Below are 19,141 nucleotides of genomic sequence, written 5' to 3' on the forward strand. Positions count from 1 at the left end.
CGTCCCATCCACAGCAATCGGGCGGTGCGCCCCCTCCGTCACGATGCCGCGCATCGCGCCACCTCCCCCGTTGCACGGGGGAGGAGATCCCAACCTAATGCACGCCGCCTTGGATGACGGTCGGCATTTCCTTCATGATGCCGAGGCGGCGGGCCACTTCGGTGTAGCTTTCGATGACGTTGCCCAGGTCGCGGCGGAACCGGTCCTTGTCCATCTTCTCGTTGGTGGCCGAGTCCCACAGGCGGCAGCTGTCGGGGCTGATCTCGTCGGCCAGGATCACGCGGCTGAAGTCGCCTTCATAGACGCGGCCGAACTCGATCTTGAAGTCCACCAGGGTGATGCCCACGCCGCTGAACAGGCCCGACAGGTAGTCGTTCACCCGCAGGGCCATGGCCATCATGTCGTCGATCTCCTGGGTGGCGGCCCAGTTGAACGCGGTGATGTGCTCCTCGGAGACCATCGGGTCGCCCAGCTTGTCGTCCTTGTAGTAGAACTCGATGATCGAGCGCGGCAGCGGGGTGCCTTCGCTCAGGCCCAGGCGCGTGGCGATCGAGCCGGCGGCGATGTTGCGCACCACCACCTCGAGCGGGATGATCTCGACTTCCTTGATCAGCTGCTCGCGCAGGCTGAGACGGCGGATGAAGTGGTTCTGCACGCCGATCGCGTTCAGGCGAGTCATGATGTACTCGCTGATGCGGTTGTTGATCACGCCCTTGCCTTCCAGGACCGCCTTCTTCTGGGCGTTGAAGGCGGTGGCGTCGTCCTTGAAGTACTGGATGAGGGTGCCCGGCTCGGGGCCCTCGTACAGGATCTTGGCCTTGCCTTCGTAGATCTTCTTGCGGCGGGTGGTCATGGCTCTCGTCGAGGCCCTTCTGGCTGCGGGCGCGCCCTCCCGGAAAAATCCGGCCGGAATTCTCCGGAGAAACGAAAAGCGCGCGCGGCGGATAGCTGCGCGCGGCGTTCGACTCAAGGCCGCTCACGAAAAATGTCGTCCCGAAACTAGCTGAACGCAGTCCTTGGCGCAAACGGCCCTAGCCTCGGCGGCGGTATTGTGAGCGGCTTTGTGAACGGATCGGGCGCGATGCGGCGTTGCTTACGATTGCCGGGCGGCTCGCCACGGGATATGGAGCCGGCTCAGAGACTATTGGGGCTTTCATGACCACCTTCGACGAACGCGAACAGGGTTTCGAACGCAAGTTCGCGCTGGAGCAGGAACAGGAATTCAAGGCGACCGCCCGTCGCAACCGCCTGCTGGGCGAGTGGGCGGCCGAGCTGATGGGCCTGGCGACGGTCGACGACTACGCCCGCGCCGTGGTGAAGTCCGACTTCGAGCAGCCCGGCGACGAGGACGTGCTGCGCAAGGTCGCCGGCGACCTGAAGGGCTCGGGCGTCAATGTCAGCGAAGGCGAGGTCCGCCGGAAGATGGACGAGCTGCTGGCCCTGGCCCGCGGCCAGATCGCCGCCGGCGAATAGAGCTCGCCGCCGGCGAATAGGCTTTCCGGCCTTCGGATGCTGAAAGGGCCGCCCTCGGGGCGGCCCTTTTGCGTTCCTGATCCCTACCAGACCCGCGAGCGGGCCTCGGGCGGCAGGTAGTAGGTGTCGCCGGGCTTGACCCCGAAGGCGTCGTACCAGGCGTCGACGTTGCGGGTGGGGCCCACCACGCGGAACGACGACGGCGAGTGCGGGTCGGACGCCATCTGCTGCTTGAGCGAGTCGTCGCGGGCCTTTTCCTGCCAGGACTGGGCGAAGGCCAGGAACAGGCGCTGGTCGCCCGTCAGTCCGCCGATCACCGGCGCCGGCTTGCCGCCCAGCGAGGCGTGGTAGGCGTCCAGCGCCACCTGCAGCCCGGCCAGGTCGGCGATGTTCTCGCCCATGGTCAGCTTGCCGTTGATGTGCGAGCCGGGGACCGGCTCGTAGGCGTCGTACTGCTTGCCCAGCACGTCGGCCTGGGCGTCGAAGCGCTTGGCGTCCTCCGGCGTCCACCAGTCGCGCAGCTTGCCCGTGGCGTCGATCTTGCGGCCCTGGTCGTCGAAGCCGTGGCTGATCTCGTGGCCGATCACCGCGCCGATCGCGCCGTAGTTCACCGCCGGATCGGCGTTGGGGTCGAAATAGGGCGCCTGCAGGATGCCGGCCGGGAACACGATCTTGTTCTCCAGCCCGCCGTTGTAGGCGTTCACGGTCTGCGGGGTCATGCCCCACTTGCCGTGATCGACCGGCTTGCCCAGGTCGCTCAGCTGATAGGCCCACTCGAACTTCCGGCTGGCCGCGACGTTGCCGTAGAGGTCGTTCACGTCCAGCTTCAGGCCCGAATAGTCGCGCCACTTGTCGGGATAGCCGACCATCACCTGCATCTTGGACAGCTTGGCCAGGGCCTCGGTCTTGGTGGCCGGGCTCATCCACGGCGCCTTCTGGATGCGCGCCGCCATCGCCGTCTTCAGGTTGGCGATCAGATCGACCATCTGGGCCTTGGAGCTGGGCGGGAAGTACTTGGCGACATAGGTCTGGCCGACCACCTCGCCCAGGCTGCCGTCGACCAGCTGCACGCCGCGCTTCCAGCGGGGGCGCAGGGCCGACTGGCCGGTCAGGACCTTGATGTATTCGAAGCGGCTGTCGACGAAGCGCTTGGACAGGTAGGGCGAGGTCTCGGCGATGACGTTGTAGGTCTGCCAGGCCTTCAGGGTCTCCAGCGGCGTCTCGTCATAGACCTTGGCGATGTCGCGCACGGCGGTCTTCTCGCCCAGCACCACCTTGGTCAGGCCCGGCATGCCGGCGGCGGCCAGGTAGGGCGACCAGGGAAAGGGCGCGTAGCCGTTCAGCTCGGCCACGGTGGTGGGGTTGTAGGTCTTGTCGATGTCGCGGCGCTCGGCGACCTCCCAGCTGACCTTGGCGATCTTGGTCTCGAAGGCCAGGACGTCGGCGGCCGACTTGGCCGGGTCCGGGTAGCCGGCCATCTTCAGGGCGCGCTCGATGAAGGCCAGATAGGCCTCGCGCTGGGGCTTGAAGCCGTCGGTCAGGTAGTAGTCGCGGTCGGGCATGCCCAGGCCGGCCTGGCCGATATACAGGGTGTTGATCTCGGGGTTCTTGGCGTCCGGATAGATGTCCAGCGAGAACACCCCGCTGCCGAAACCGCCTTGGGTGTGGCCCATGGCCACGGTGAAGTCGGCCTTGGTCTTGATCGCGGCGATCTTGGCCAGGTCGGCCTTGAGGGGCTTGTCGTCGACCGCCTCGACCTTGGCCTCGTCGACGAAGCTCTTGTACAGCGCGCCGATCTGGGTCGACGGCTCGGCCGTCTCGATCAGGGTGCGCAGTTGGTCCTGCGAGCGGTTGTAGACGTCGTAGCCCACCCCGGCCGAGCCCTGGTCGGCCGGGATCTGGGTGCGGGCCGCCCAGGCGCCGTTCGCGTACTTGTCGAAGTTCGCGCCGGGCGAGACGGACTTGTCGCCGGCGGTCAGGTCGACGCCCCAGTCGCCGTACATTGGTTTAGCGGGCGGATCGGCCGCGAAGGCTGTGGCGGCGACGGCAGAGAGGGCGAACGCCGAGGCGGCGGCCAGCAGAAGGTTGCGCATGATGTGGTCCTGAACATCCCCGAAACGGCGATGCTGCCCCAGATGCCGGATGGGCGCAGATGAAAACATTGTAATGTGGGCGCGGGGCGGACGCCTGCGCCTTCAAAAGGCGTTTTCCTTTCGGCGGATTCAATGGTCTGATGACCGGCCGATCATTGGTCAGACCAAGGCGGCCAAGGCGAGGATGTCGCCGGACCTGGGAGGAACGACATGAACGATCTGGCCAGTCGGCGCGGCTTTCTGCTGGCGGCGGGACTCGCGGGGACCGTGGCGGGCCTGCCCGTCCAAGGCGCGACCCAGGAGGTCGCCGCGCCGGGCGCCGACCCGAGCGCCGCGCCCAAGCACCGCATCCGCTTCTCGGTGATCGGCCTTGATCACTATCACATCATGAGCATGACGGCGGCGGTGAAGCGGGGCGGGGGCGAGCTGGTCAGCGTCTACGCCACCGACCCCAAGCAGATCGCCGATTTCCGCAAGCAGTTCGGCGACGTGCCCCTGGCGCGCAGCGAGGACGAGATCCTGCAGGACAAGTCGATCCAGCTGGTCGCCGCCGCGCCGATCCCCGACCAGCGCGCGCCCCTCGGCCTGAGGGTCATGGCGGCGGGCAAGGACTACCTGTCGGACAAGCCGGGCATCGTCACCCTGGCCCAGCTGGCCCAGGTGCGGGCGGCGGTGAAGAAGACCGGCCGCAAGTACGCGATCATGTATTCCGAACGCCTGGAGGTGCCGGCCGCGGTCAAGGCCGGCGAGCTGGTCCAGGCCGGGGCGATCGGCAAGGTGGTCCAGACGGTCAACCTGGCTCCGCACCGGATCGGGACCGGCCGGCCCGACTGGTTCTGGGACAAGGCCCGCTACGGCGGCATCCTGACCGACATCGGCTCGCACCAGGCCGATCAGTTCCTCTACTACACCGGCAGCAAGACCGCCCACGTGGTCTCCAGCCAGACCGGCAATCTCAACAACACCGCGCATCCGAAGTTCGAGGATTTCGGCGACATGACCCTGACGGGCGACGGCGGCACGGGCTATGTCCGGGTCGACTGGTTCACGCCCGACGGCCTGGGCGTCTGGGGTGACGGCCGGCTCTTCCTGCTGGGGACCGAGGGCTATATCGAGCTGCGCAAGTACGTCGATCCGACCGGCCGACCCGGCGGCGACCACCTGCTGATCGTCGACCGGAAGCAGGCGCGTTACATCGACTGCTCCAAGGTCATCCTGCCGTTCGGCCCGCAGTTCGTGGCCGACATCGTCGAGCGCACCTCGGTCGCCCAGGACCAGGACCAGGCCCTGCTGGCCGCCGAACTGGTGCTGACCGCCCAGAAGAACGCCACCCGGCCGGTCACGGCCTGAGGGGAGGGGATGCCATGAGCAAGCTTTCCCGCCGCGCCGTGCTGGGCGCCGCCGTCGCCTTCCCGACGATCGTGCCGGCCACCGTGTTCGGCCAGAACGCCCCCAGCAACCGCATCAACATCGGCGTCATCGGCGTGGGCCGCATCGCCCGCGGCCACGACATGGCCGAGACCTTCAAGTACGACCACGCCCAGATCCTGGCGGTGTGCGACGTCGACTCCAAGCGCCTGGCGCTGGGCAAGCAGCTGGTCGACGAGACCTACAGCAAGAAGTACGGCCGCCCCTGGGACAGCGCCCGGACCTTCGCCGACCACCACGAGCTGCTGGCGGCCAAGGACATCGACGCGGTGATCATCGCCACGCCCGACCACCAGCACGCGATCCTGGCCGTGCACGCGGTCAAGGCGGGCAAGGACGTCTATCTGCAGAAGCCGGCCTCGCTGACCATCGCCGAGGGACGGACCCTGGCCGACGCCGTGGCCGCCACTGGCCGCATCCTGCAGATCGGCTCGCAGCAGCGCTCGGACAAGCCGTGGCCGCAGTTCCGCCGCGCCTGCGAGCTGGTCCGCAACGGCCGCATCGGCCAGTTGAAGCGCGTCGAGGTCGGCCTGCCGGGCGACCCGTCCGGCCCCGAGGCGCCGGAGCAGCCGATCCCGGCCAACCTGAACTACGACGCCTGGCTGGGCTCGACGCCGGAGGCCTACTACACCGAGATGCGGGTCCATCCCCAGGGCTCGTTCGACCGGCCCGGCTGGCTGCGCTGCGAGCAGTTCGGGGCCGGCATGATCACCGGCTGGGGCGCCCACCACGTCGACACCGCCCACTGGGGCATGGACATGGAGCATTCGGGCCCGGTCGAGGTCTGGGGCTCGGCCGAGTTCCCCAAGAGCGGCCTGTGGAACGTGCACGGCAAGTTCCTGACCCACGCCCGCTACGCCAACGGCGTCACCATGGACATCTCGGGCGATTTCCCGAACGGGGTGAAGTTCATCGGGACCGAGGGTTGGATCTTCGTCGCCCGCGACGGCGCCGTCACCTCAAGCGATCCCAGCTTCGGGGCCAAGCCGACCCCGACCCTGGCCGCCAGCGATCCCAGGATCCTGGACAGCGTGATCGGACCCGACGAGATCCACCTGCGCCGCTCCGAGGAGCAGCACGGCGACTGGCTGGACTCGATCCGCAGCCGCCGGCCCCCCTCGGCCCCGGCGGAGGTCGGCCACCGCGCCTGCTCGACCTGCCTGCTGCACCACGCGGCGATGAAGAGCGGCCGGCGGCTGCGGTGGGACCCCAAGGCCGAGCGCTTCATCGGCGACGACGCCGCCAACGCCCTGCTCAGCCGCCCGCAACGCAAGCCCTACACCTTCTAGGATCCCGATCATGCTCACCAAGCGAGACCTGGCCGTCGCCCTGGGCGCGGCCGCCCTGACGGTCGCCGCCGTCGCCGCGGCCCAGGAAGCCAAGCCCGCCCTGATCGGTCCGTCGGTCTGGCGCTGGGAGGACCTCAAGCCGCACGACACGGACGTGGGAACCTACGCCCAGGTCGCGCGCGGCCCGACCGCCACGCTGGACGAGCTGGAACTGCACGTCACCACCCTGAAGCCGGGAACCAGCTCGCACCCGCCGCACACCCATCCGAACGAGGAGTTGGTGATCATCCGCGAGGGCCAGGTCGAGACCCTGTCGGGCGGCGTCTGGAAGACGGTCGGGCCGGGCGGGGTGATCTTCAATGCGTCCAACAGCCCGCATGCGCTGCGCAACGTCGGGACGACGAACGCGGTGTATCACGTGATCAACTGGAAGAGCGGGAAGGTGGGATAAGGCGGGAACCGCGCCCTAAAACCCCTCTCTCATAGAGAGAGGGAGGGGCCCGCCGCCGAAGGTGGCGGGAGGGTGAGAGGTTTCACCGCCAGCAGGCAAACCGAGAGCCGTTGAGCGTCCTCAAGAGCCGCCATTACCGATGCGGCCGCCGACATACCTCGTCTTCGTCAGAGCTTCGTTCGGAGAGAGTGTAACCTCTCACCCTCCCACCGCTGCGCGGTGGGCCCCTCCCTCTCTCTATGAGAGAGGGGTTTTCAAGGCGGACCACGCCTCAGCCTTTTGCTCGAAAGTCCGCGCCGCGTGCGCTGGAGAGGATGAGGGCAGGGCGATGGTCTGGATCCGCTCGCCGATCAACTTGCCGCCTAGCTTCGCCGCCGTGCCGCCGTTGAAGGCGACGAGCCGCAGGGCCGGCAGGGTCTCGATCAGGGCGACCAGATCGTTGGCCGCCGGGTCGCGGATGGCGGCGTCCAGGCTGCCGGGGCGGCGGGCCTCGGCGATCACGTCCCACAGGCCCACGCCGTGCGACAGCAGGGCCTTGAGCCGGTCGTCATAGGGCAGCGGAACGAGGGGCGCGCCCAGCACGCCCTCCATCAGCCGCCAGAAGGCGTTCCGGGGATTGCCATAGTACTGGCGGACGGCCAGCGAAGCCTCGCCCGGCAGGCTGCCCAGGATCAGGACGCGGGTGTCCGCGTCGACGACCGCCGGGAAGCCCGCCTTGCGGGTCATGCGGCAGGTTAGCCCTGCTCGCCGAACACGCGCTTGAAGATCACGTCGACGTTCTTGGTGTGGTAGCCGTAGTCGAACAGTTCCTCGAGCTCGGCGTCCGTCAGGGCCTTGGAGACCACCGGGTCGGCCTTCAGGAAATCGATGAACCGGCCCTCGCCGCGCCACACCTTCATGGCGTTGCCCTGGACGGCGGCGTAGGCGTCCTCGCGCGACACATCCTTGTGGGTCAGGGCCAGCATCACGCGCTGCGAGAACACCAGGCCGCCCAGCTTGTCCAGGTTCTTGGCCATGTTGTCGGGGTAGATGTTGAAGCGCTCGATCACGCCCGCCAGGCGGCGCAGGGCGAAGTCGAGGTGGATCGTGGCGTCCGGCCCGATGCCGCGCTCGACCGACGAGTGGCTGATGTCGCGCTCGTGCCAGAGGGCGACGTTCTCCATGGCCGGGGTCACGGCCGAGCGGACCAGGCGGGCCAGGCCCGTCAGGTTCTCGGTCAGGATCGGGTTGCGCTTGTGCGGCATGGCCGACGAGCCCTTCTGGCCCGGATCGAACGGCTCCTCGGCCTCCAGCACCTCGGTGCGCTGCAGGTGGCGGATTTCCGTGGCCAGGCGCTCGACCGACGAGGCGACCACGCCCAGGGCGGCGAAGTAGGCGGCGTGGCGGTCGCGCGGGATCACCTGGGTCGAGACCGGCTCGACGGCCAGGCCCATCTTGTCGGCCACGTGCTGTTCGACGCGCGGATCGACATTGGCGAAGGTGCCCACCGCGCCCGAGATCGCGCAGGTGGCGATCTCGAACTTGGCCATGGCCAGGCGCTCCTTGGCGCGCTGGAACTCGGCGTAGTAGCCGGCCAGCTTCAGGCCGAAGGTGATGGGCTCGGCGTGGATGCCGTGGCTGCGGCCGACGCAGACGGTCATCTTGTGTTCCATGGCCCGGCGCTTCAGGGCGGCCAGGATCAGGTCGACGTCCTCCAGCAGCAGGTCGGTGGCCTTGGAGAGCTGCACGGCGAAGCAGGTGTCCAGCACGTCGCTGCTGGTCATGCCCTGGTGCAGGAAGCGGGCCTCGGGGCCGACGATTTCGGCCACGTGGGTCAGGAAGGCGATGACGTCGTGCTTGGTGACGCGCTCGATCTCGTCGATGCGGTCGCTGTCCCAGACCGCGTCGCGGCCCTTTTCCCAGATGGTCTGCGCGGCCAGCTTGGGGATGACCCCCAGCTCGGCCATGGCGTCGGCGGCGTGGGCCTCGATCTCGAACCAGATCTTGTACTTGGTCTGGCTGGACCAGATGGCGGCGGCTTCGGGGCGGGAATAGCGGGTGATCATGGGCGGGCGTTTGGTCCCGTCCGCCGGGGGAGTCAAGGGAAGGGGATTATTACTTGGGTCGGTGAGGCGGTCGGGGACAGGCGCATGCGCCTGTCCCCGACCTTGCCGCCGGCTCTAAGCCTGCGCCGCCGCCCGCTCGCGCATGTGCTTGACCATGCCGATCGCCGCCAGGGCGTAGTGCAGCGCCGCCCACGCGTAGAAGCACAGCGAGACGATGATGCCCTGCTGCGTCGCCCGGGCCATGGCGCCGTGGCAGGCCTTGGCCAGGTCGGCGGGCGAGCCCTTGGGGGCCAGGCCGCCGGGGCACTGGGCCGTGAAGCTGGCCGCGCCCGGGTCGGTGAACGAGCCGCCCAGGGCGTGGAAGATCGACGAGGCTTCCGGATGGTTGAAGTGGAACCGCGCCAGGTGGTCGATCAGCCAGCCGGTGAACACCGGCCCGCCGCCCAGGGCGATCAGGTTCAGGAAGAAGAACAGCAGGGCCGTGGCCGTGGCCCGTCGGCGCGGCTCGACCGAGTTCTGGACCACGCCGAAGGTCGGGGCCAGGTAGGTGTAGTGGAAGATGCCCGGGACCAGCAGGATCAGGGCGGTGGTCTGCCAGTTGGTCTGCAGGTAGGCGGCGATGTAGATCGGCGTGCAGATCGCCAGGCCCAGGGCCGGCACCAGGGCGTACCACTTGGCGCTGCGCTTGCCCGTCCAGTCGGTCAGGAAGCCGCCGACCAGGGTGCCGACCCCGGCCGAGAAGCCGCCGATCAGCCCGACGATCAGGCCCACCTGGGCCAGGCCCAGGCCGTAGGTGCGGACGAAATAGGGCGGCACGAACGCGCCCGAACCGTACGAGCCGAACGAGGCGATGGTCACGCCCAGCACCATGTTCGCCACGGGCCATTTGAAGGCCAGCACCTTCAAGACCGCCCAGAGTTCGGAGAATTCGCTGATCAGCGAGAAGGGCGGCTTCTCCGGCTCGATGACGACGTCCTCGGCCTCCAGGGGGCGTTCCTTGACCTCCGAATGGCCGCGCGGCGGTTCCTTGACGATCAGCTTGACCAGCACGGCCAGCAGGATGCCGGGCAGGCCGACGATCACGAAGGCCACGCGCCAGCTGAACTCCTGGGCCAGCCAGCCGCCGGCCACCGCCCCGAACATCGTGCCCAGGGGGATGCCGAACGAATAGATCGACAGGGCCGAGGCGCGCTTCTTGGGCTCGTAATAGTCGCTGATCAGCGAGTGGCTGGGCGGCGAGCAGCCGGCCTCGCCGACCCCGACGCCGAAGCGGTAGAGGGCCAGTTGGGCGAAGCTGGCGGCGCTGCCGCACAGGGCGGTGAAGCCCGACCAGACCACCAGCGAGACCGAGATGATCGTCACCCGGTTCCAGCGCTCGGCCATCCGGGCGATCGGAATGCCCAGCAGGGTGTAGAGGAGGGCGAAGTAGAGGCCGCCCAAAAGACCCAGCTGGGTGTCGGTCAGCTTGAGGTCGACCTTGATGGCCTGGCCGATGGTGGCGATGATCGTGCGGTCGATGAAGTTGAAGGTGTAGGTGGCCAGCAGAAGCCCCAGCACCGCGGCCTTGTAGCCATTGGAATACAGCGGCTGCGCGCCGCCAGGCGTACTCGCCTGCGCCATCCTGGGCCTCTCCCTTCAAACATTTGTTCTAATCGTTGGGCCGACTGTAGACGTAAGGGAAGCGCCAGCGCCAGAGGGGAAATGGGCGCGGGGAGATCGCGGCGATTTCGCGGCGCTTCGATGAACCTCGGACAACGACGACGCTCATGCCGGTTCAGGCCGGGAGGCCTCTACTGGCGCCTTCAAGCGACCGCGTCAGACGGTCGTCACCCGGAGGTCCGCCATGCACGCCCTGCACCGTCCCCAACCGACCGCCCCGCCGCGCGGCGCCGAGATCATCCCGCTGACCGAGCTGAACCGCGCCAGATCGCACCGCGTGCTGGATCGCGGCGACGACGGCCCGGTCGAGGTCCATCCCTGGGCCTACTGCTTTCCTAGGACCATGCGCGCCACGTCGCGCGGCTAGGCGACCATCTCCTCGCGGATGGTCTTGCGGGCGGCCCAGAACAGGCCGAACGCGACCAGGCCCAGCAGGGTGGATAGGATCAGCGCCCAGCGAACGCCCTGGGCCTCGCCCAGTCCGGCCGGTCCGGCCAGCAGGTCGCTCAGCGCGCCGACGGCGACGGGACCCAGGCCCAGGCCGATCAGGTTGATGATCAGCAGCAGCACCGCCGAGGCCGTGGCCCGTATGGCCGGATCGACGATGCTCTGGGCCGTGGCGTAGACCGGCCCGTACCAAAGGGTGCCCAGCAGCACCGGGATGGTCAGGACGCCGATCGCCGCCATCGGCGAGCCGACGCTGACGGCCAGGATGTAGAAGGGGATCGTGACCAGCGAGGCGATGGCGGGCACGATCACGTAGGCCCGCAGGTCCTTGGCCCCCAGCCGGTCGGCCAGCAGGCCGCCCAGCCAGGCGCCGATCACGCCGGCCGTCCCGCCGATCAGGCCCAGGGCCAGGCCCAGGAAGCCGGCCGACTTCAGCCCGAAGCGCGCGGCCAGTTCGGCCACCTCGGCGCCGTGGACGCGGAAGAAGAACGAGGCCGTGAACGGCGCGTGGCCGTAGCCGACGAAGGCCTTGATCGAGGCGGCCAGGGCGATCAGCCAGAAGGTCTTCTTGGTGGCCAGCACCGCCAGGGCGGCGCCGAAGCTGATCTTGGAGGCGGCGCGGGCGGCGATGTCGGCGGCCAGTTGCCGGCGCGGCTCGACCAGGGTGAAGGCGGCGATCAGGGCGAACAGCACGCCGGGCGCGCCGGCCACCATGAACGCCACGCGCCAGCCGTAGGCGTCGGCCACCAGCCCGCCCATGGCCATGCCCGCCAGCGTGCCCAGCGGCGTCCCGATCGAATAGAAGGCGATGGCCCCGGCGCGCTTGTCCTTGGGCACGTAGTCGGTGATCAGCGAGTGGGCCGGCGGCGTGCAGCCTGCCTCGCCGACGCCCACCCCGATCCGCGCCAGGATCAGCTGCCAGAAGTTCTGGGTGAAGCCGCACAGGACGGTGAAGGCGCTCCAGGCGGCCACCGAGGCGCCGATGATGAAGGGCCGGTTCTTCGTCTCGGCGAGGCGGGCGATCGGGATGCCCAGCACGGTGTAGAAGATCGCGAAGGCCAGGCCCGTCATCATGCCCAGCTGCCAGTCGGCCAGGTGGAGGTCGCGCTTGATCGGCTCGGCCAGGATGTTGACCACCTGCCGGTCCAGGAAGTTGAGGGTGTAGATGATCAGCAGCACCCACAGGGCGTAGCGGCGATAGCCGGACGAAACAGGATTGATCACCGGCGACGGTATCGCGGCTTCCGCCATGAGGTCCTCCCTCGAACAGTTGTTCTAATCGTTGAGGCGACTGTAGGCGCGGGGTAAGGCCATTGGCCACCCCCGTTCTCGGCTCAGGAGTCCGCCATGGAAATCGTCGTCGGCACCAAGAAGTGGTCCAGCTGGTCGCTGCGGCCCTGGCTGGCGCTGAAGCGCACCGGCGCCGCGTTCAAGGAGACCGTGGTCGAGCTGCGCCAGGTCGGGACCTCGGAGGTCGAGATCGCCAAGCACTCGCCCAGCCACCTGGTGCCGGTGCTCAAGGACGGCGACCTGACGGTCTGGGATTCCCTGGCGATCTGCGAATACCTGGCCGAGAAGTTCCCCGCCGCCAATCTCTGGCCCCAGGACCCCGCCTTGCGGGCGCTGGGCCGGTCTGCGGCGGCCGAGATGCATTCGGGCTTCTCGTCGCTGCGCGGCGAATGCCCGATGGCGCTGGAGGCGACGCCCGGCGTGGTGGCGATCTCGGAAGCCACCCAGAAGGACGTACGCAAGATCGTCGAGCGCTGGAACCAGCTGCTCAAGCGTTCGGGCGGGCCGTTCCTGGTGGGCGGGTGGTCGATCGCCGACGCCTTCTACACCCCGGTCGCCACGCGCTTCCGCACCTACGGGATCCATCTGTCGGACTATGGCGACACGGGTCCGGCGGGCGCCTATTGCGAGCGCCTGCTGCAGGCGCCGGAGTTCCTGGCCTGGGAGGCCGACAGCCTGGTCTAGCCGGACTTGCCGGTCCGGGCGGTCGGTCGACGGCCCGGCTTGCGCTCGACCTCGCGTTCCAGGGCGACGGCGCTGATCAGGGCGCCGTCGGGGGCCACGATCGGGAAGACGTCGATCGCGCAGAGATAGGCCTCGCCCGTCTTGCGGTAGTTGACCAGGGTGGTGGTGTGGCGCTCGCCGTTGCGCAGGGCGCGGGCCAGTCGCTTGCGCGCGGCAAGGCTCGTGCCCGCCCCCTGAAAAATTCGAGGATTTTTTCCCAGGATTTCCGCCCGGTCGAAGCCGGTCATGCGCTCAAACGTTGTATTCACATAGAGGATGTGGGGACCCGGCGGCGCCAGCTGCCCATCCGTCAGCACGACGCCGATATCGAGGTCGTCGGCCAGGGCCGAGATGAGATCACGCAAAGGCATACTGGATTCCGGGGCTTAGCCGCCCGTGGCTATATACCCGTGAAGCTTTTATGTCCGGGAAAATTGAATTAGGGATTCATTAATCCTCGCAACCCGAGTAATTATCTTATGCCAAAAGGACTTTTCGGCTCACTTGTGAGTTGTGGTCGAGCGCTGTTTTGTAATTAGGATATCGTTAATCGTCGATATGCCTAAAGCTTTCTACCGCTGCATTTGCGAGACGAAAGCAACAATGTTCTCAGGTCAAAATTCCGCTCGCAAAGCCGACGTCCAGCGGATGCGCAGCCTCGAGGCCCAGGTCGCGGCCATGGAGCGCTCGCAGGCGGTGATCGAGTTCCAGCTGGACGGCACGATCATCCGGGCCAATCCGAACTTCCTGGGGGCCATGGGCTACGCGGCCACCGAGATCGAAGGTCGCCATCACAGCCTGTTCGTGCCGCCGGCCGAGGCGGCCAGCGCCGACTACCGGGCCTTCTGGGCGCGGCTGAACGCCGGCGAGTTCGTCGCGGCCAAGTTCCTGCGCATCGGCAAGGGTGGCAAGGAGGTCTGGATCCAGGCGTCCTACAACCCGGTGCTCGACGAAAACGGCAAGCCCTTCAAGGTCATCAAGTTCGCCACCGACGTCACCGGGATCGAGCTGGAGCGGGCGCGGACCGAGGCCGAGCGCCAGCGCGGCGAGGAGGAGCAGGGCGCGGTGGTCTCGGCCCTGGCCGACAGCCTGCGCCGCCTGGCCGGGGGCGACCTGACCGCTGGCATCGAGGCGCGCTTCGAAGGGCGCTACCAGCAGATCAAGGACGACTTCAACGCGGCCATCGACAGCCTGCGCGAAGCCATGGGCGCGATCGCCTCGGCGACCGGCGGCCTGCAGGCCGGCTCGGACGAGATCGCCTCGGCCTCCAACGACCTGTCGCGCCGCACCGAGCAGCAGGCCGCCAGCCTCGAGGAGACCGCCGCGGCCCTGGACCAGCTGACCGCCACCGTCCGCCGCAGCGCGGTCGGCGCCAAGGAGGCGTCCGCCGCCGCCTCGGGCGCCCGGGAGGAGGCCGCCCGCTCGGGCGAGGTCATGCGCGACGCGGTCGCCGCCATGGGCGAGATCGAGCAGAGCTCGGGCCAGATCACCCAGATCATCGGCGTCATCGACGAGATCGCCTTCCAGACCAATCTGCTGGCCCTGAACGCCGGCGTCGAGGCCGCCCGGGCCGGCGACGCCGGCCGCGGCTTCGCCGTGGTGGCGCAAGAGGTCCGCGCCCTGGCCCAGCGCTCGGCCGAGGCCGCCAAGGAGATCAAGGCCCTGATCGCCAGCAGCACCTCGCAGGTGGCGCGCGGCGTCCAGCTGGTCGGCGATACCGGCCAGGCCCTGAGCGGCATCGTCGGCAAGGTCTCGCAGATCGACACCCTGATCTCCGAGATCGCCCAGTCCTCGCAGGAACAGGCCACGGGCCTGAACCAGGTGAACTCGGCGATCAACCAGATGGACCAGGTCACCCAGCAGAACGCCGCCATGGTCGAGGAGGCCACCGCGGCCGCGGCCAACCTGCGCAACGAGGCGGGCGATCTGGGGCGGATGGTGGCGCGGTTCCGAACCGGCCAGACGGCCCAGCCCTCGCGCCGCGCCGCCTAGTCGCCGGCCGGGAACATCGCGAAATAGGGCTCGGCCTCCTGCAGCACCCGCGCGAACGACGGGCGGGCCAGCAGGCGGTCGAGATACGCCGAGACCTTGGGGTGGGAGTCGGTCAGCGGCGCCACCTTGTTGGCGTAGAACAGGGCCGGGGCGGCCGCGCAGTCGGCCAGGCCGAAGTCCTCGCCCGCCGCCCAGGTCCGGCCCGCCAGTTCGCCCTCCAGCAGGCCGTAGGCCATGGCCAGCTGCGCGCGGGCCTGGATCACGCCGTACGGGTCCTTGGCGTCGGCCGGGCGGATCCGGTCGCCCACGATCGCCTGCATCGGCGTCATCACATAGAGGTCGAACAGGCGGTCCATCAGCCGCGTGCGCAGGGCGGCCTCCGGATCGTCGGGGATGAACCGCACCGGGCCCGGATAGGCCGCCTGCAGGTACTCGATGATGATCGAGGTCTCCGGGACCGTGCGGTCGCGGGCCGCGTCGCACAGCAGGGGCATCTTGGTCGTCGGCCACAGCGCCCTGAACGCGGCGATCCCCTCCGGGTCGCTGAAATCGACGAGGCGGGCTTCGAACGGCGTGGCGTTCTCGTAGAGGGCGATCAGCACCTTCCAGCAGTACGAGGACAGCGGGTGCATGTGCAGCGTCAGGGACATGGGATCTCGCTATTGGGATGGGGTCCAGGGCGAGGAGGGCGACTAGGCCGCCGCGTCCTCGCGCGCCAGTTCCTTGGCCAGGTGCAGGTCGTACAGCTCGCGGCAGCCCTGCTCGCGCTGGGCGGGGAAGTCGTAGCCGTCCAGGAACGCGCCCTGTTCGGTGTAGGTCAGCTTGGCGCCCTTGGGGTCGGGCTTGATCTCCACGGTCGCCACCGACACCGAGATGCGATTGCCGTCGATGTACATGGCGTAGGCGAAGATGATCCGGGCGTCGGGGACGATGTCCCAATAGGTGGTCTCGTTGATGATGTTCATCTTGCCGTCGGGGCTGAAGTCGCCCCGCTCCTGGCCGCCGACGCGGAAGTCGTAGCTGTACTCGGCCCTCGGCCAGTTCTCGGACCGCACGAACCAGCGATGGCGGATCTCCGAATTGGAGAAGGCCCGGAACACCCGCGCGGGGGTGGCCTCATAGACCCGGTCGATGACGAAGGTGGCGTGGACGACGGAGCGTTCGGTCATGGTCATTTCCTCTCGAGGCGGGGTTCAGGCGTCGTCTTCGTGCGCCGTGGCGCGGAGGTACTCCCCCAGGGCGTCCAGGCGACGGTTCATCAGCATGCGGCGCTGGTTGATCCAGGTTTCCGCCGCGCTCAGCGCTTCCGGCTCCAGGCGGCAGGTCCGCACCCGCCCCACCTTCTCCGAACGGATCAGGCCGCTGCCCTCCAGCAGCTGCAGGTGCTGCATGACGGAGGGCAGGGACATGGCCAGGGGCTGGGCCAGCTCGCTGACCGAGGCCGGGCCGGCGCACAGCCGCTCGACGATGCTGCGCCGGCTGGGATCGGCCAGGGCCTGGAACATCAGGTCGAGCGATGGCTGTTGGTTAGTCATGAGCCTAAGTATTTCCACGTCGCCGTCGTCGTCAAGAAATACTTTGTCGATCGCCTAAGTATGCCCGCGCGCCGAACGAAAAACGCCCCGGACGCGGGGTCCGGGGCGTTCGACGCGAGCGTAGCCCGCCGACGGGAAGGGGAGGAAACCCGTGGCGGGTCGCTCAGCCCTAGAACGCCGTCGACAGGGTCACGAAGACCTGCCGGGGCGGGATCGGATAGGTGTTGTAGGTGTTGGTCGGCTGGCCGACGACGACCTCCAGGTCGCCCTTCTCGTCGGCCAGGTTGGTCACGTTCAGGCTGATCTTCGGGCTCTTGAACACCGAGCCCGCCGGGGTCTGGAAGGTGTAGGAGGCCTGCAGGCCCAGCAGGAAGTAGCTGTCGACGCTGAGGTCGTTCGTATAGGTCGCGAAGCGCTTGCCGACATAGTCGCCGACCAGCTGGGCGTCGAACGATCCGAAGTGGGCGCTAGCCACGAACTTGTTCAGCCACTCGGGCGAATTGGGCACCGACTTGCCGGCCGTGGGCACCATGACCGGCTTGGTCGGGTCCGGATTGGTCACCGTCTGGCCGGCCGTGTTGACGTAGCTGCGCGTGGCGTAGTCGTCCTGGTACTTCGAACGGTTGTAGGACACCGCGTCGTAGAACGAGAAGTGCGAGCCGAAGTTGAAGGTGGCGGCGATGTCGACGCCGTCGGTCTTGACGCTGCCCACGTTCGACAGGATCGCCGCCCCGGCCACCAGCGACGAGATCACCGGCGTGGCGCTGGTCTGCAGCAGGCGGTTGGAGAAGTCGACGTGGTAGACGCTGGCCTGGGCCTGGAAGCCGGTGATCGGGCCGCTCGACAGCTCGTGATGGGTGCGCAGGCCCAGTTCGTAGGTCCAGGCGGTCTCGGGCTTGGCGGTCTGCTTGAACAGGTCGAACGCCGCCTGGCTGCCCAGGCTCCAGGGCGACAGGCCGCCCGCGCCGTAGGTCACGAACTGGCGCAGGTTCTTCTGGATGTTGAAGAACACCTGCTCGTTTTCGGTGGCGTCCCAGATCGCGCCCACCTGCGGCAGGAACCATTCCTTGGTGTCGATCTCGCCGCTGGGCAGCAGGGTCGGGTTGGTGTTGCCCGGGGCGTTCTTCTGCTGGATCGGCACCGTGCCTTCGGCGAACTGCAGGCTGGACTTCACGCCGTACTGCAGCAGCAGGTCGGGGCGGATCCGCCATTGGTCCTGCACGTGCAGCTGGACGACGTCGTTGTCGATCTGGCTGGCGTACTGGGTGAAGTTCTTGTTGGTCGGGATGTCGTACGGCGTCAGGTCGGTCGAGGACGCGGCGAAGGGGTACCAGGCGCGCTGGGTCGACGACTTGTTGTGCTCGTACCAGACGCCGGCCTGGATCTGGTGGTCGCCCAGGGTCCAGTCGGCGTTCGAGATGAAGCCGCCGCGATTGATCAGGTATTCGGTGGTGCGCACGGCGTAGCCGGTGCCGCCGAACACCGTCTTCAGGTCCTGGTTGGGATAGTAGACCGCGAACAGGGCGGGCAGGCCGGCCTGGTTGATCGGACCGGCGACCACGCCGCGGCCCTCGTCGTGGTGGAAATAGACCTGGTTCGACCAGGTGACGTTGTCGGCGATCTTGTAGTCGTACTTGACGTAGGCCAGCGCATCCATGCGCTGGGCGGCGCTGTGGTAGTTGCGGAAGTTGTTGCCCGCCGAGGCCGGGGGCGCGCCCGCGTTCGAGAGATAGGCCAGGGCCCCCTCATAGTCCGGATAGAGGAACGGCCGGGTGTAGGGCGTCGACTGGTCGCTGGCCGTGTGGAGGTTGGTGCCGACGTTGGGATGGACGATCGAGTCCTCGTTCGGCTCGACCTTCTTGGAGTAGTCGGCGAAGACGGTCAGCTTGCCGCGCTCGCCGTCGTGCACGAACTTGCCGTTGAACTGGTTGCCGCGCTGGTGGGCCTGGAAGTCCCAGGCGCGCTGGTCCTGGTGCAGGAACGAGACGTAGGCCGAATTGCCGCCGCCCAGGTCGCCGGTCTCCAGGCGCAGGTACATGCGGTTGGCCGCGTAGCTGCCCAGGGTCTGGTTGTATTGGCCGCCGCGCTCGGCCAGCGGGTCGCGGGTGAAGGTCTCGATCGCGCCGCCCAGGTTGCTGGTCGAGGCCACGCCCAGGTCGCCGGCGCCCGAGGACAGGATCACGCGGCTGACGTTCTCGCTGATCACGGCGCGCTGGGGCGAAAGGCCGTTGTAGTTGCCGTACTGCTGGTCGCCCAGCGGCACGCCGTCCAGGGTGAAGCCCAACTGCTGGATGCTGAAGCCGTGCACGAACAGCGAGGTGTTCTGCTCGTTGTTCCCCCACGGATCGGCGGTCTGGTACGAGACGCCCGGCAGGGTCTGGATGGCGCCCAGCGGGTTGATGCCCGGCAGGATCTTCTGCATCTCGGTCGCGCCCAGCGTCACGGCCGAGCGGGTGGTCTTGGTCATGGTGACCACCAGGCCCTCGACCGCCGCGTCGTCGGCGTCCGTGGGGGCGGCGGCGGGATCGGCGGGGGCGGCGACGGGCGAGGCGGCCGTGTCGGCCGGCGCGGCCAGGGCCGGGGCGGCGATCGTCAGGACGCTGAAGGCACAGGCCGCCAGCAGCGCTAGGCGGTGCGGTTTCACAGACATGGAAGACCCCTCGGACTCCGCCCCCGACGGGCGGTGAGGTCCGGGGTGTTAGGGCAAGCCTGCGAC

18 protein-coding genes are annotated in these 19,141 nt (G+C 68.2%); 7 read left to right on the plus strand and 11 right to left on the minus strand.

The annotated features are described in order from the left end of the window. Window positions 1-94 precede the first annotated feature (94 nt). Entirely contained in the window at window positions 95-853 is a 759-nt protein-coding gene (purC, locus tag BR39_RS0119970) for a phosphoribosylaminoimidazolesuccinocarboxamide synthase (protein ID WP_029915465.1), read from the minus strand. Between the two features lie 302 nt (window positions 854-1,155). Here purC and BR39_RS0119975 point away from each other — a divergent pair, with 302 nt between their 5' ends. Further along, window positions 1,156-1,473, plus strand: a complete 318-nt coding sequence (locus BR39_RS0119975) for a DUF1476 domain-containing protein (RefSeq protein ID WP_029915467.1) — start codon at window positions 1,156-1,158, stop codon at window positions 1,471-1,473. 83 nt (window positions 1,474-1,556) lie between these two features. Here the strand turns inward: BR39_RS0119975 and BR39_RS0119980 are convergent, their stop codons facing one another. Further along, complete coding sequence (locus tag BR39_RS0119980) at window positions 1,557-3,566, minus strand: M13 family metallopeptidase (protein WP_029915469.1); 2,010 nt, start codon at window positions 3,564-3,566, stop codon at window positions 1,557-1,559. Between the two features lie 210 nt (window positions 3,567-3,776). Here BR39_RS0119980 and BR39_RS0119985 point away from each other — a divergent pair, with 210 nt between their 5' ends. From BR39_RS0119985 to BR39_RS0119995, 3 genes are read left to right on the plus strand one after another with little or no spacing between them, the layout of a single operon-like run. Further along, window positions 3,777-4,916, plus strand: a complete 1,140-nt coding sequence (locus BR39_RS0119985) for a Gfo/Idh/MocA family protein (protein ID WP_029915471.1) — start codon at window positions 3,777-3,779, stop codon at window positions 4,914-4,916. Between the two features lie 14 nt (window positions 4,917-4,930). Beyond that, on the plus strand, window positions 4,931-6,283 hold the full coding sequence (locus tag BR39_RS0119990; RefSeq protein ID WP_029915473.1) for a Gfo/Idh/MocA family protein: 1,353 nt from the start codon (window positions 4,931-4,933) through the stop codon (window positions 6,281-6,283). Window positions 6,284-6,293: 10 nt separating this feature from the next. Further along, entirely contained in the window at window positions 6,294-6,734 is a 441-nt protein-coding gene (locus tag BR39_RS0119995) for a cupin domain-containing protein (protein ID WP_029915474.1), read from the plus strand. Between the two features lie 237 nt (window positions 6,735-6,971). Here the strand turns inward: BR39_RS0119995 and BR39_RS0120000 are convergent, their stop codons facing one another. The 3 genes from BR39_RS0120000 to BR39_RS0120010 form a co-directional block, all read right to left on the minus strand. Continuing rightward, window positions 6,972-7,460: a DNA-deoxyinosine glycosylase gene (locus BR39_RS0120000; RefSeq protein ID WP_029915475.1), complete on the minus strand. Its 489-nt coding sequence runs from the start codon at window positions 7,458-7,460 to the stop codon at window positions 6,972-6,974. Between the two features lie 8 nt (window positions 7,461-7,468). After that, window positions 7,469-8,779, minus strand: a complete 1,311-nt coding sequence (purB, locus tag BR39_RS0120005; protein ID WP_029915476.1) for an adenylosuccinate lyase — start codon at window positions 8,777-8,779, stop codon at window positions 7,469-7,471. A 114-nt stretch (window positions 8,780-8,893) separates the two neighbouring features. Continuing rightward, window positions 8,894-10,399 carry an MFS transporter gene (locus BR39_RS0120010; RefSeq protein ID WP_029915477.1) on the minus strand — a complete coding sequence of 502 codons (1,506 nt, stop codon included), beginning with the start codon at window positions 10,397-10,399 and terminating at the stop codon, window positions 8,894-8,896. Between the two features lie 223 nt (window positions 10,400-10,622). On the opposite strand from BR39_RS0120010, the gene BR39_RS0120015 reads away from it, so the two are divergent. Next, the gene (locus BR39_RS0120015; RefSeq protein ID WP_029915478.1) at window positions 10,623-10,805 is read left to right on the plus strand and encodes a hypothetical protein; all 183 of its coding nucleotides are present in this window, start codon (window positions 10,623-10,625) and stop codon (window positions 10,803-10,805) included. Here BR39_RS0120015 and BR39_RS0120020 read toward each other — a convergent pair. Then, window positions 10,802-12,136, minus strand: a complete 1,335-nt coding sequence (locus tag BR39_RS0120020; RefSeq protein ID WP_029915479.1) for an MFS transporter — start codon at window positions 12,134-12,136, stop codon at window positions 10,802-10,804. The two genes, BR39_RS0120015 and BR39_RS0120020, sit on opposite strands and share 4 nt — an antisense overlap. A gap of 96 nt (window positions 12,137-12,232) precedes the next feature. Between BR39_RS0120020 and BR39_RS0120025 the strand changes: the two genes are divergently transcribed. Further along, window positions 12,233-12,859, plus strand: a complete 627-nt coding sequence (locus BR39_RS0120025; protein ID WP_029915480.1) for a glutathione S-transferase family protein — start codon at window positions 12,233-12,235, stop codon at window positions 12,857-12,859. Here the strand turns inward: BR39_RS0120025 and BR39_RS0120030 are convergent. After that, window positions 12,856-13,269 carry a PAS domain-containing protein gene (locus tag BR39_RS0120030; protein ID WP_081916929.1) on the minus strand — a complete coding sequence of 138 codons (414 nt, stop codon included), beginning with the start codon at window positions 13,267-13,269 and terminating at the stop codon, window positions 12,856-12,858. The genes BR39_RS0120025 and BR39_RS0120030 overlap by 4 nt on opposite strands. A gap of 232 nt (window positions 13,270-13,501) precedes the next feature. Between BR39_RS0120030 and BR39_RS0120035 the strand changes: the two genes are divergently transcribed. Next, window positions 13,502-14,890 (plus strand): PAS domain-containing methyl-accepting chemotaxis protein, encoded by a 1,389-nt coding sequence (locus BR39_RS0120035; protein WP_051695956.1) that lies wholly within the window; start codon window positions 13,502-13,504, stop codon window positions 14,888-14,890. Here the strand turns inward: BR39_RS0120035 and BR39_RS0120040 are convergent. The 4 genes from BR39_RS0120040 to BR39_RS0120055 form a co-directional block, all read right to left on the minus strand. Then, entirely contained in the window at window positions 14,887-15,540 is a 654-nt protein-coding gene (locus BR39_RS0120040; RefSeq protein ID WP_029915485.1) for a glutathione S-transferase family protein, read from the minus strand. The two genes, BR39_RS0120035 and BR39_RS0120040, sit on opposite strands and share 4 nt — an antisense overlap. Before the next feature lie 42 nt (window positions 15,541-15,582). After that, entirely contained in the window at window positions 15,583-16,059 is a 477-nt protein-coding gene (locus BR39_RS0120045; RefSeq protein WP_029915486.1) for an SRPBCC family protein, read from the minus strand. Window positions 16,060-16,083: 24 nt separating this feature from the next. After that, complete coding sequence (locus tag BR39_RS0120050; protein WP_029915487.1) at window positions 16,084-16,425, minus strand: helix-turn-helix transcriptional regulator; 342 nt, start codon at window positions 16,423-16,425, stop codon at window positions 16,084-16,086. A 169-nt stretch (window positions 16,426-16,594) separates the two neighbouring features. Further along, the gene (locus tag BR39_RS0120055; protein ID WP_029915488.1) at window positions 16,595-19,075 is read right to left on the minus strand and encodes a TonB-dependent receptor; all 2,481 of its coding nucleotides are present in this window, start codon (window positions 19,073-19,075) and stop codon (window positions 16,595-16,597) included. Window positions 19,076-19,141: the final 66 nt, after the last annotated feature.

It is taken from the genome of Caulobacter sp. UNC358MFTsu5.1 (assembly GCF_000712075.1).
GTDB lineage: Bacteria > Pseudomonadota > Alphaproteobacteria > Caulobacterales > Caulobacteraceae > Caulobacter.

What these genes read in the sequence shown, in the direction of transcription:
- BR39_RS0119985 (WP_029915471.1), top strand. Translation starts at nt 3,777, where the DNA reads ATGAACGATCTGGCCAGTCGGCGCGGCTTTCTGCTGGCGGCGGGACTC.
- purB (WP_029915476.1), bottom strand. Translation starts at nt 8,779, where the DNA reads ATGATCACCCGCTATTCCCGCCCCGAAGCCGCCGCCATCTGGTCCAGC.
- BR39_RS0119980 (WP_029915469.1), bottom strand. Translation starts at nt 3,566, where the DNA reads ATGCGCAACCTTCTGCTGGCCGCCGCCTCGGCGTTCGCCCTCTCTGCC.
- BR39_RS0119995 (WP_029915474.1), top strand. Translation starts at nt 6,294, where the DNA reads ATGCTCACCAAGCGAGACCTGGCCGTCGCCCTGGGCGCGGCCGCCCTG.
- BR39_RS0119990 (WP_029915473.1), top strand. Translation starts at nt 4,931, where the DNA reads ATGAGCAAGCTTTCCCGCCGCGCCGTGCTGGGCGCCGCCGTCGCCTTC.
- BR39_RS0120020 (WP_029915479.1), bottom strand. Translation starts at nt 12,136, where the DNA reads ATGGCGGAAGCCGCGATACCGTCGCCGGTGATCAATCCTGTTTCGTCC.
- BR39_RS0120030 (WP_081916929.1), bottom strand. Translation starts at nt 13,269, where the DNA reads ATGCCTTTGCGTGATCTCATCTCGGCCCTGGCCGACGACCTCGATATC.
- BR39_RS0120015 (WP_029915478.1), top strand. Translation starts at nt 10,623, where the DNA reads ATGCACGCCCTGCACCGTCCCCAACCGACCGCCCCGCCGCGCGGCGCC.
- BR39_RS0120010 (WP_029915477.1), bottom strand. Translation starts at nt 10,399, where the DNA reads ATGGCGCAGGCGAGTACGCCTGGCGGCGCGCAGCCGCTGTATTCCAAT.
- purC (WP_029915465.1), bottom strand. Translation starts at nt 853, where the DNA reads ATGACCACCCGCCGCAAGAAGATCTACGAAGGCAAGGCCAAGATCCTG.
- BR39_RS0120040 (WP_029915485.1), bottom strand. Translation starts at nt 15,540, where the DNA reads ATGTCCCTGACGCTGCACATGCACCCGCTGTCCTCGTACTGCTGGAAG.
- BR39_RS0120055 (WP_029915488.1), bottom strand. Translation starts at nt 19,075, where the DNA reads ATGTCTGTGAAACCGCACCGCCTAGCGCTGCTGGCGGCCTGTGCCTTC.
- BR39_RS0120035 (WP_051695956.1), top strand. Translation starts at nt 13,502, where the DNA reads ATGTTCTCAGGTCAAAATTCCGCTCGCAAAGCCGACGTCCAGCGGATG.
- BR39_RS0119975 (WP_029915467.1), top strand. Translation starts at nt 1,156, where the DNA reads ATGACCACCTTCGACGAACGCGAACAGGGTTTCGAACGCAAGTTCGCG.
- BR39_RS0120000 (WP_029915475.1), bottom strand. Translation starts at nt 7,460, where the DNA reads ATGACCCGCAAGGCGGGCTTCCCGGCGGTCGTCGACGCGGACACCCGC.
- BR39_RS0120050 (WP_029915487.1), bottom strand. Translation starts at nt 16,425, where the DNA reads ATGACTAACCAACAGCCATCGCTCGACCTGATGTTCCAGGCCCTGGCC.
- BR39_RS0120025 (WP_029915480.1), top strand. Translation starts at nt 12,233, where the DNA reads ATGGAAATCGTCGTCGGCACCAAGAAGTGGTCCAGCTGGTCGCTGCGG.
- BR39_RS0120045 (WP_029915486.1), bottom strand. Translation starts at nt 16,059, where the DNA reads ATGACCGAACGCTCCGTCGTCCACGCCACCTTCGTCATCGACCGGGTC.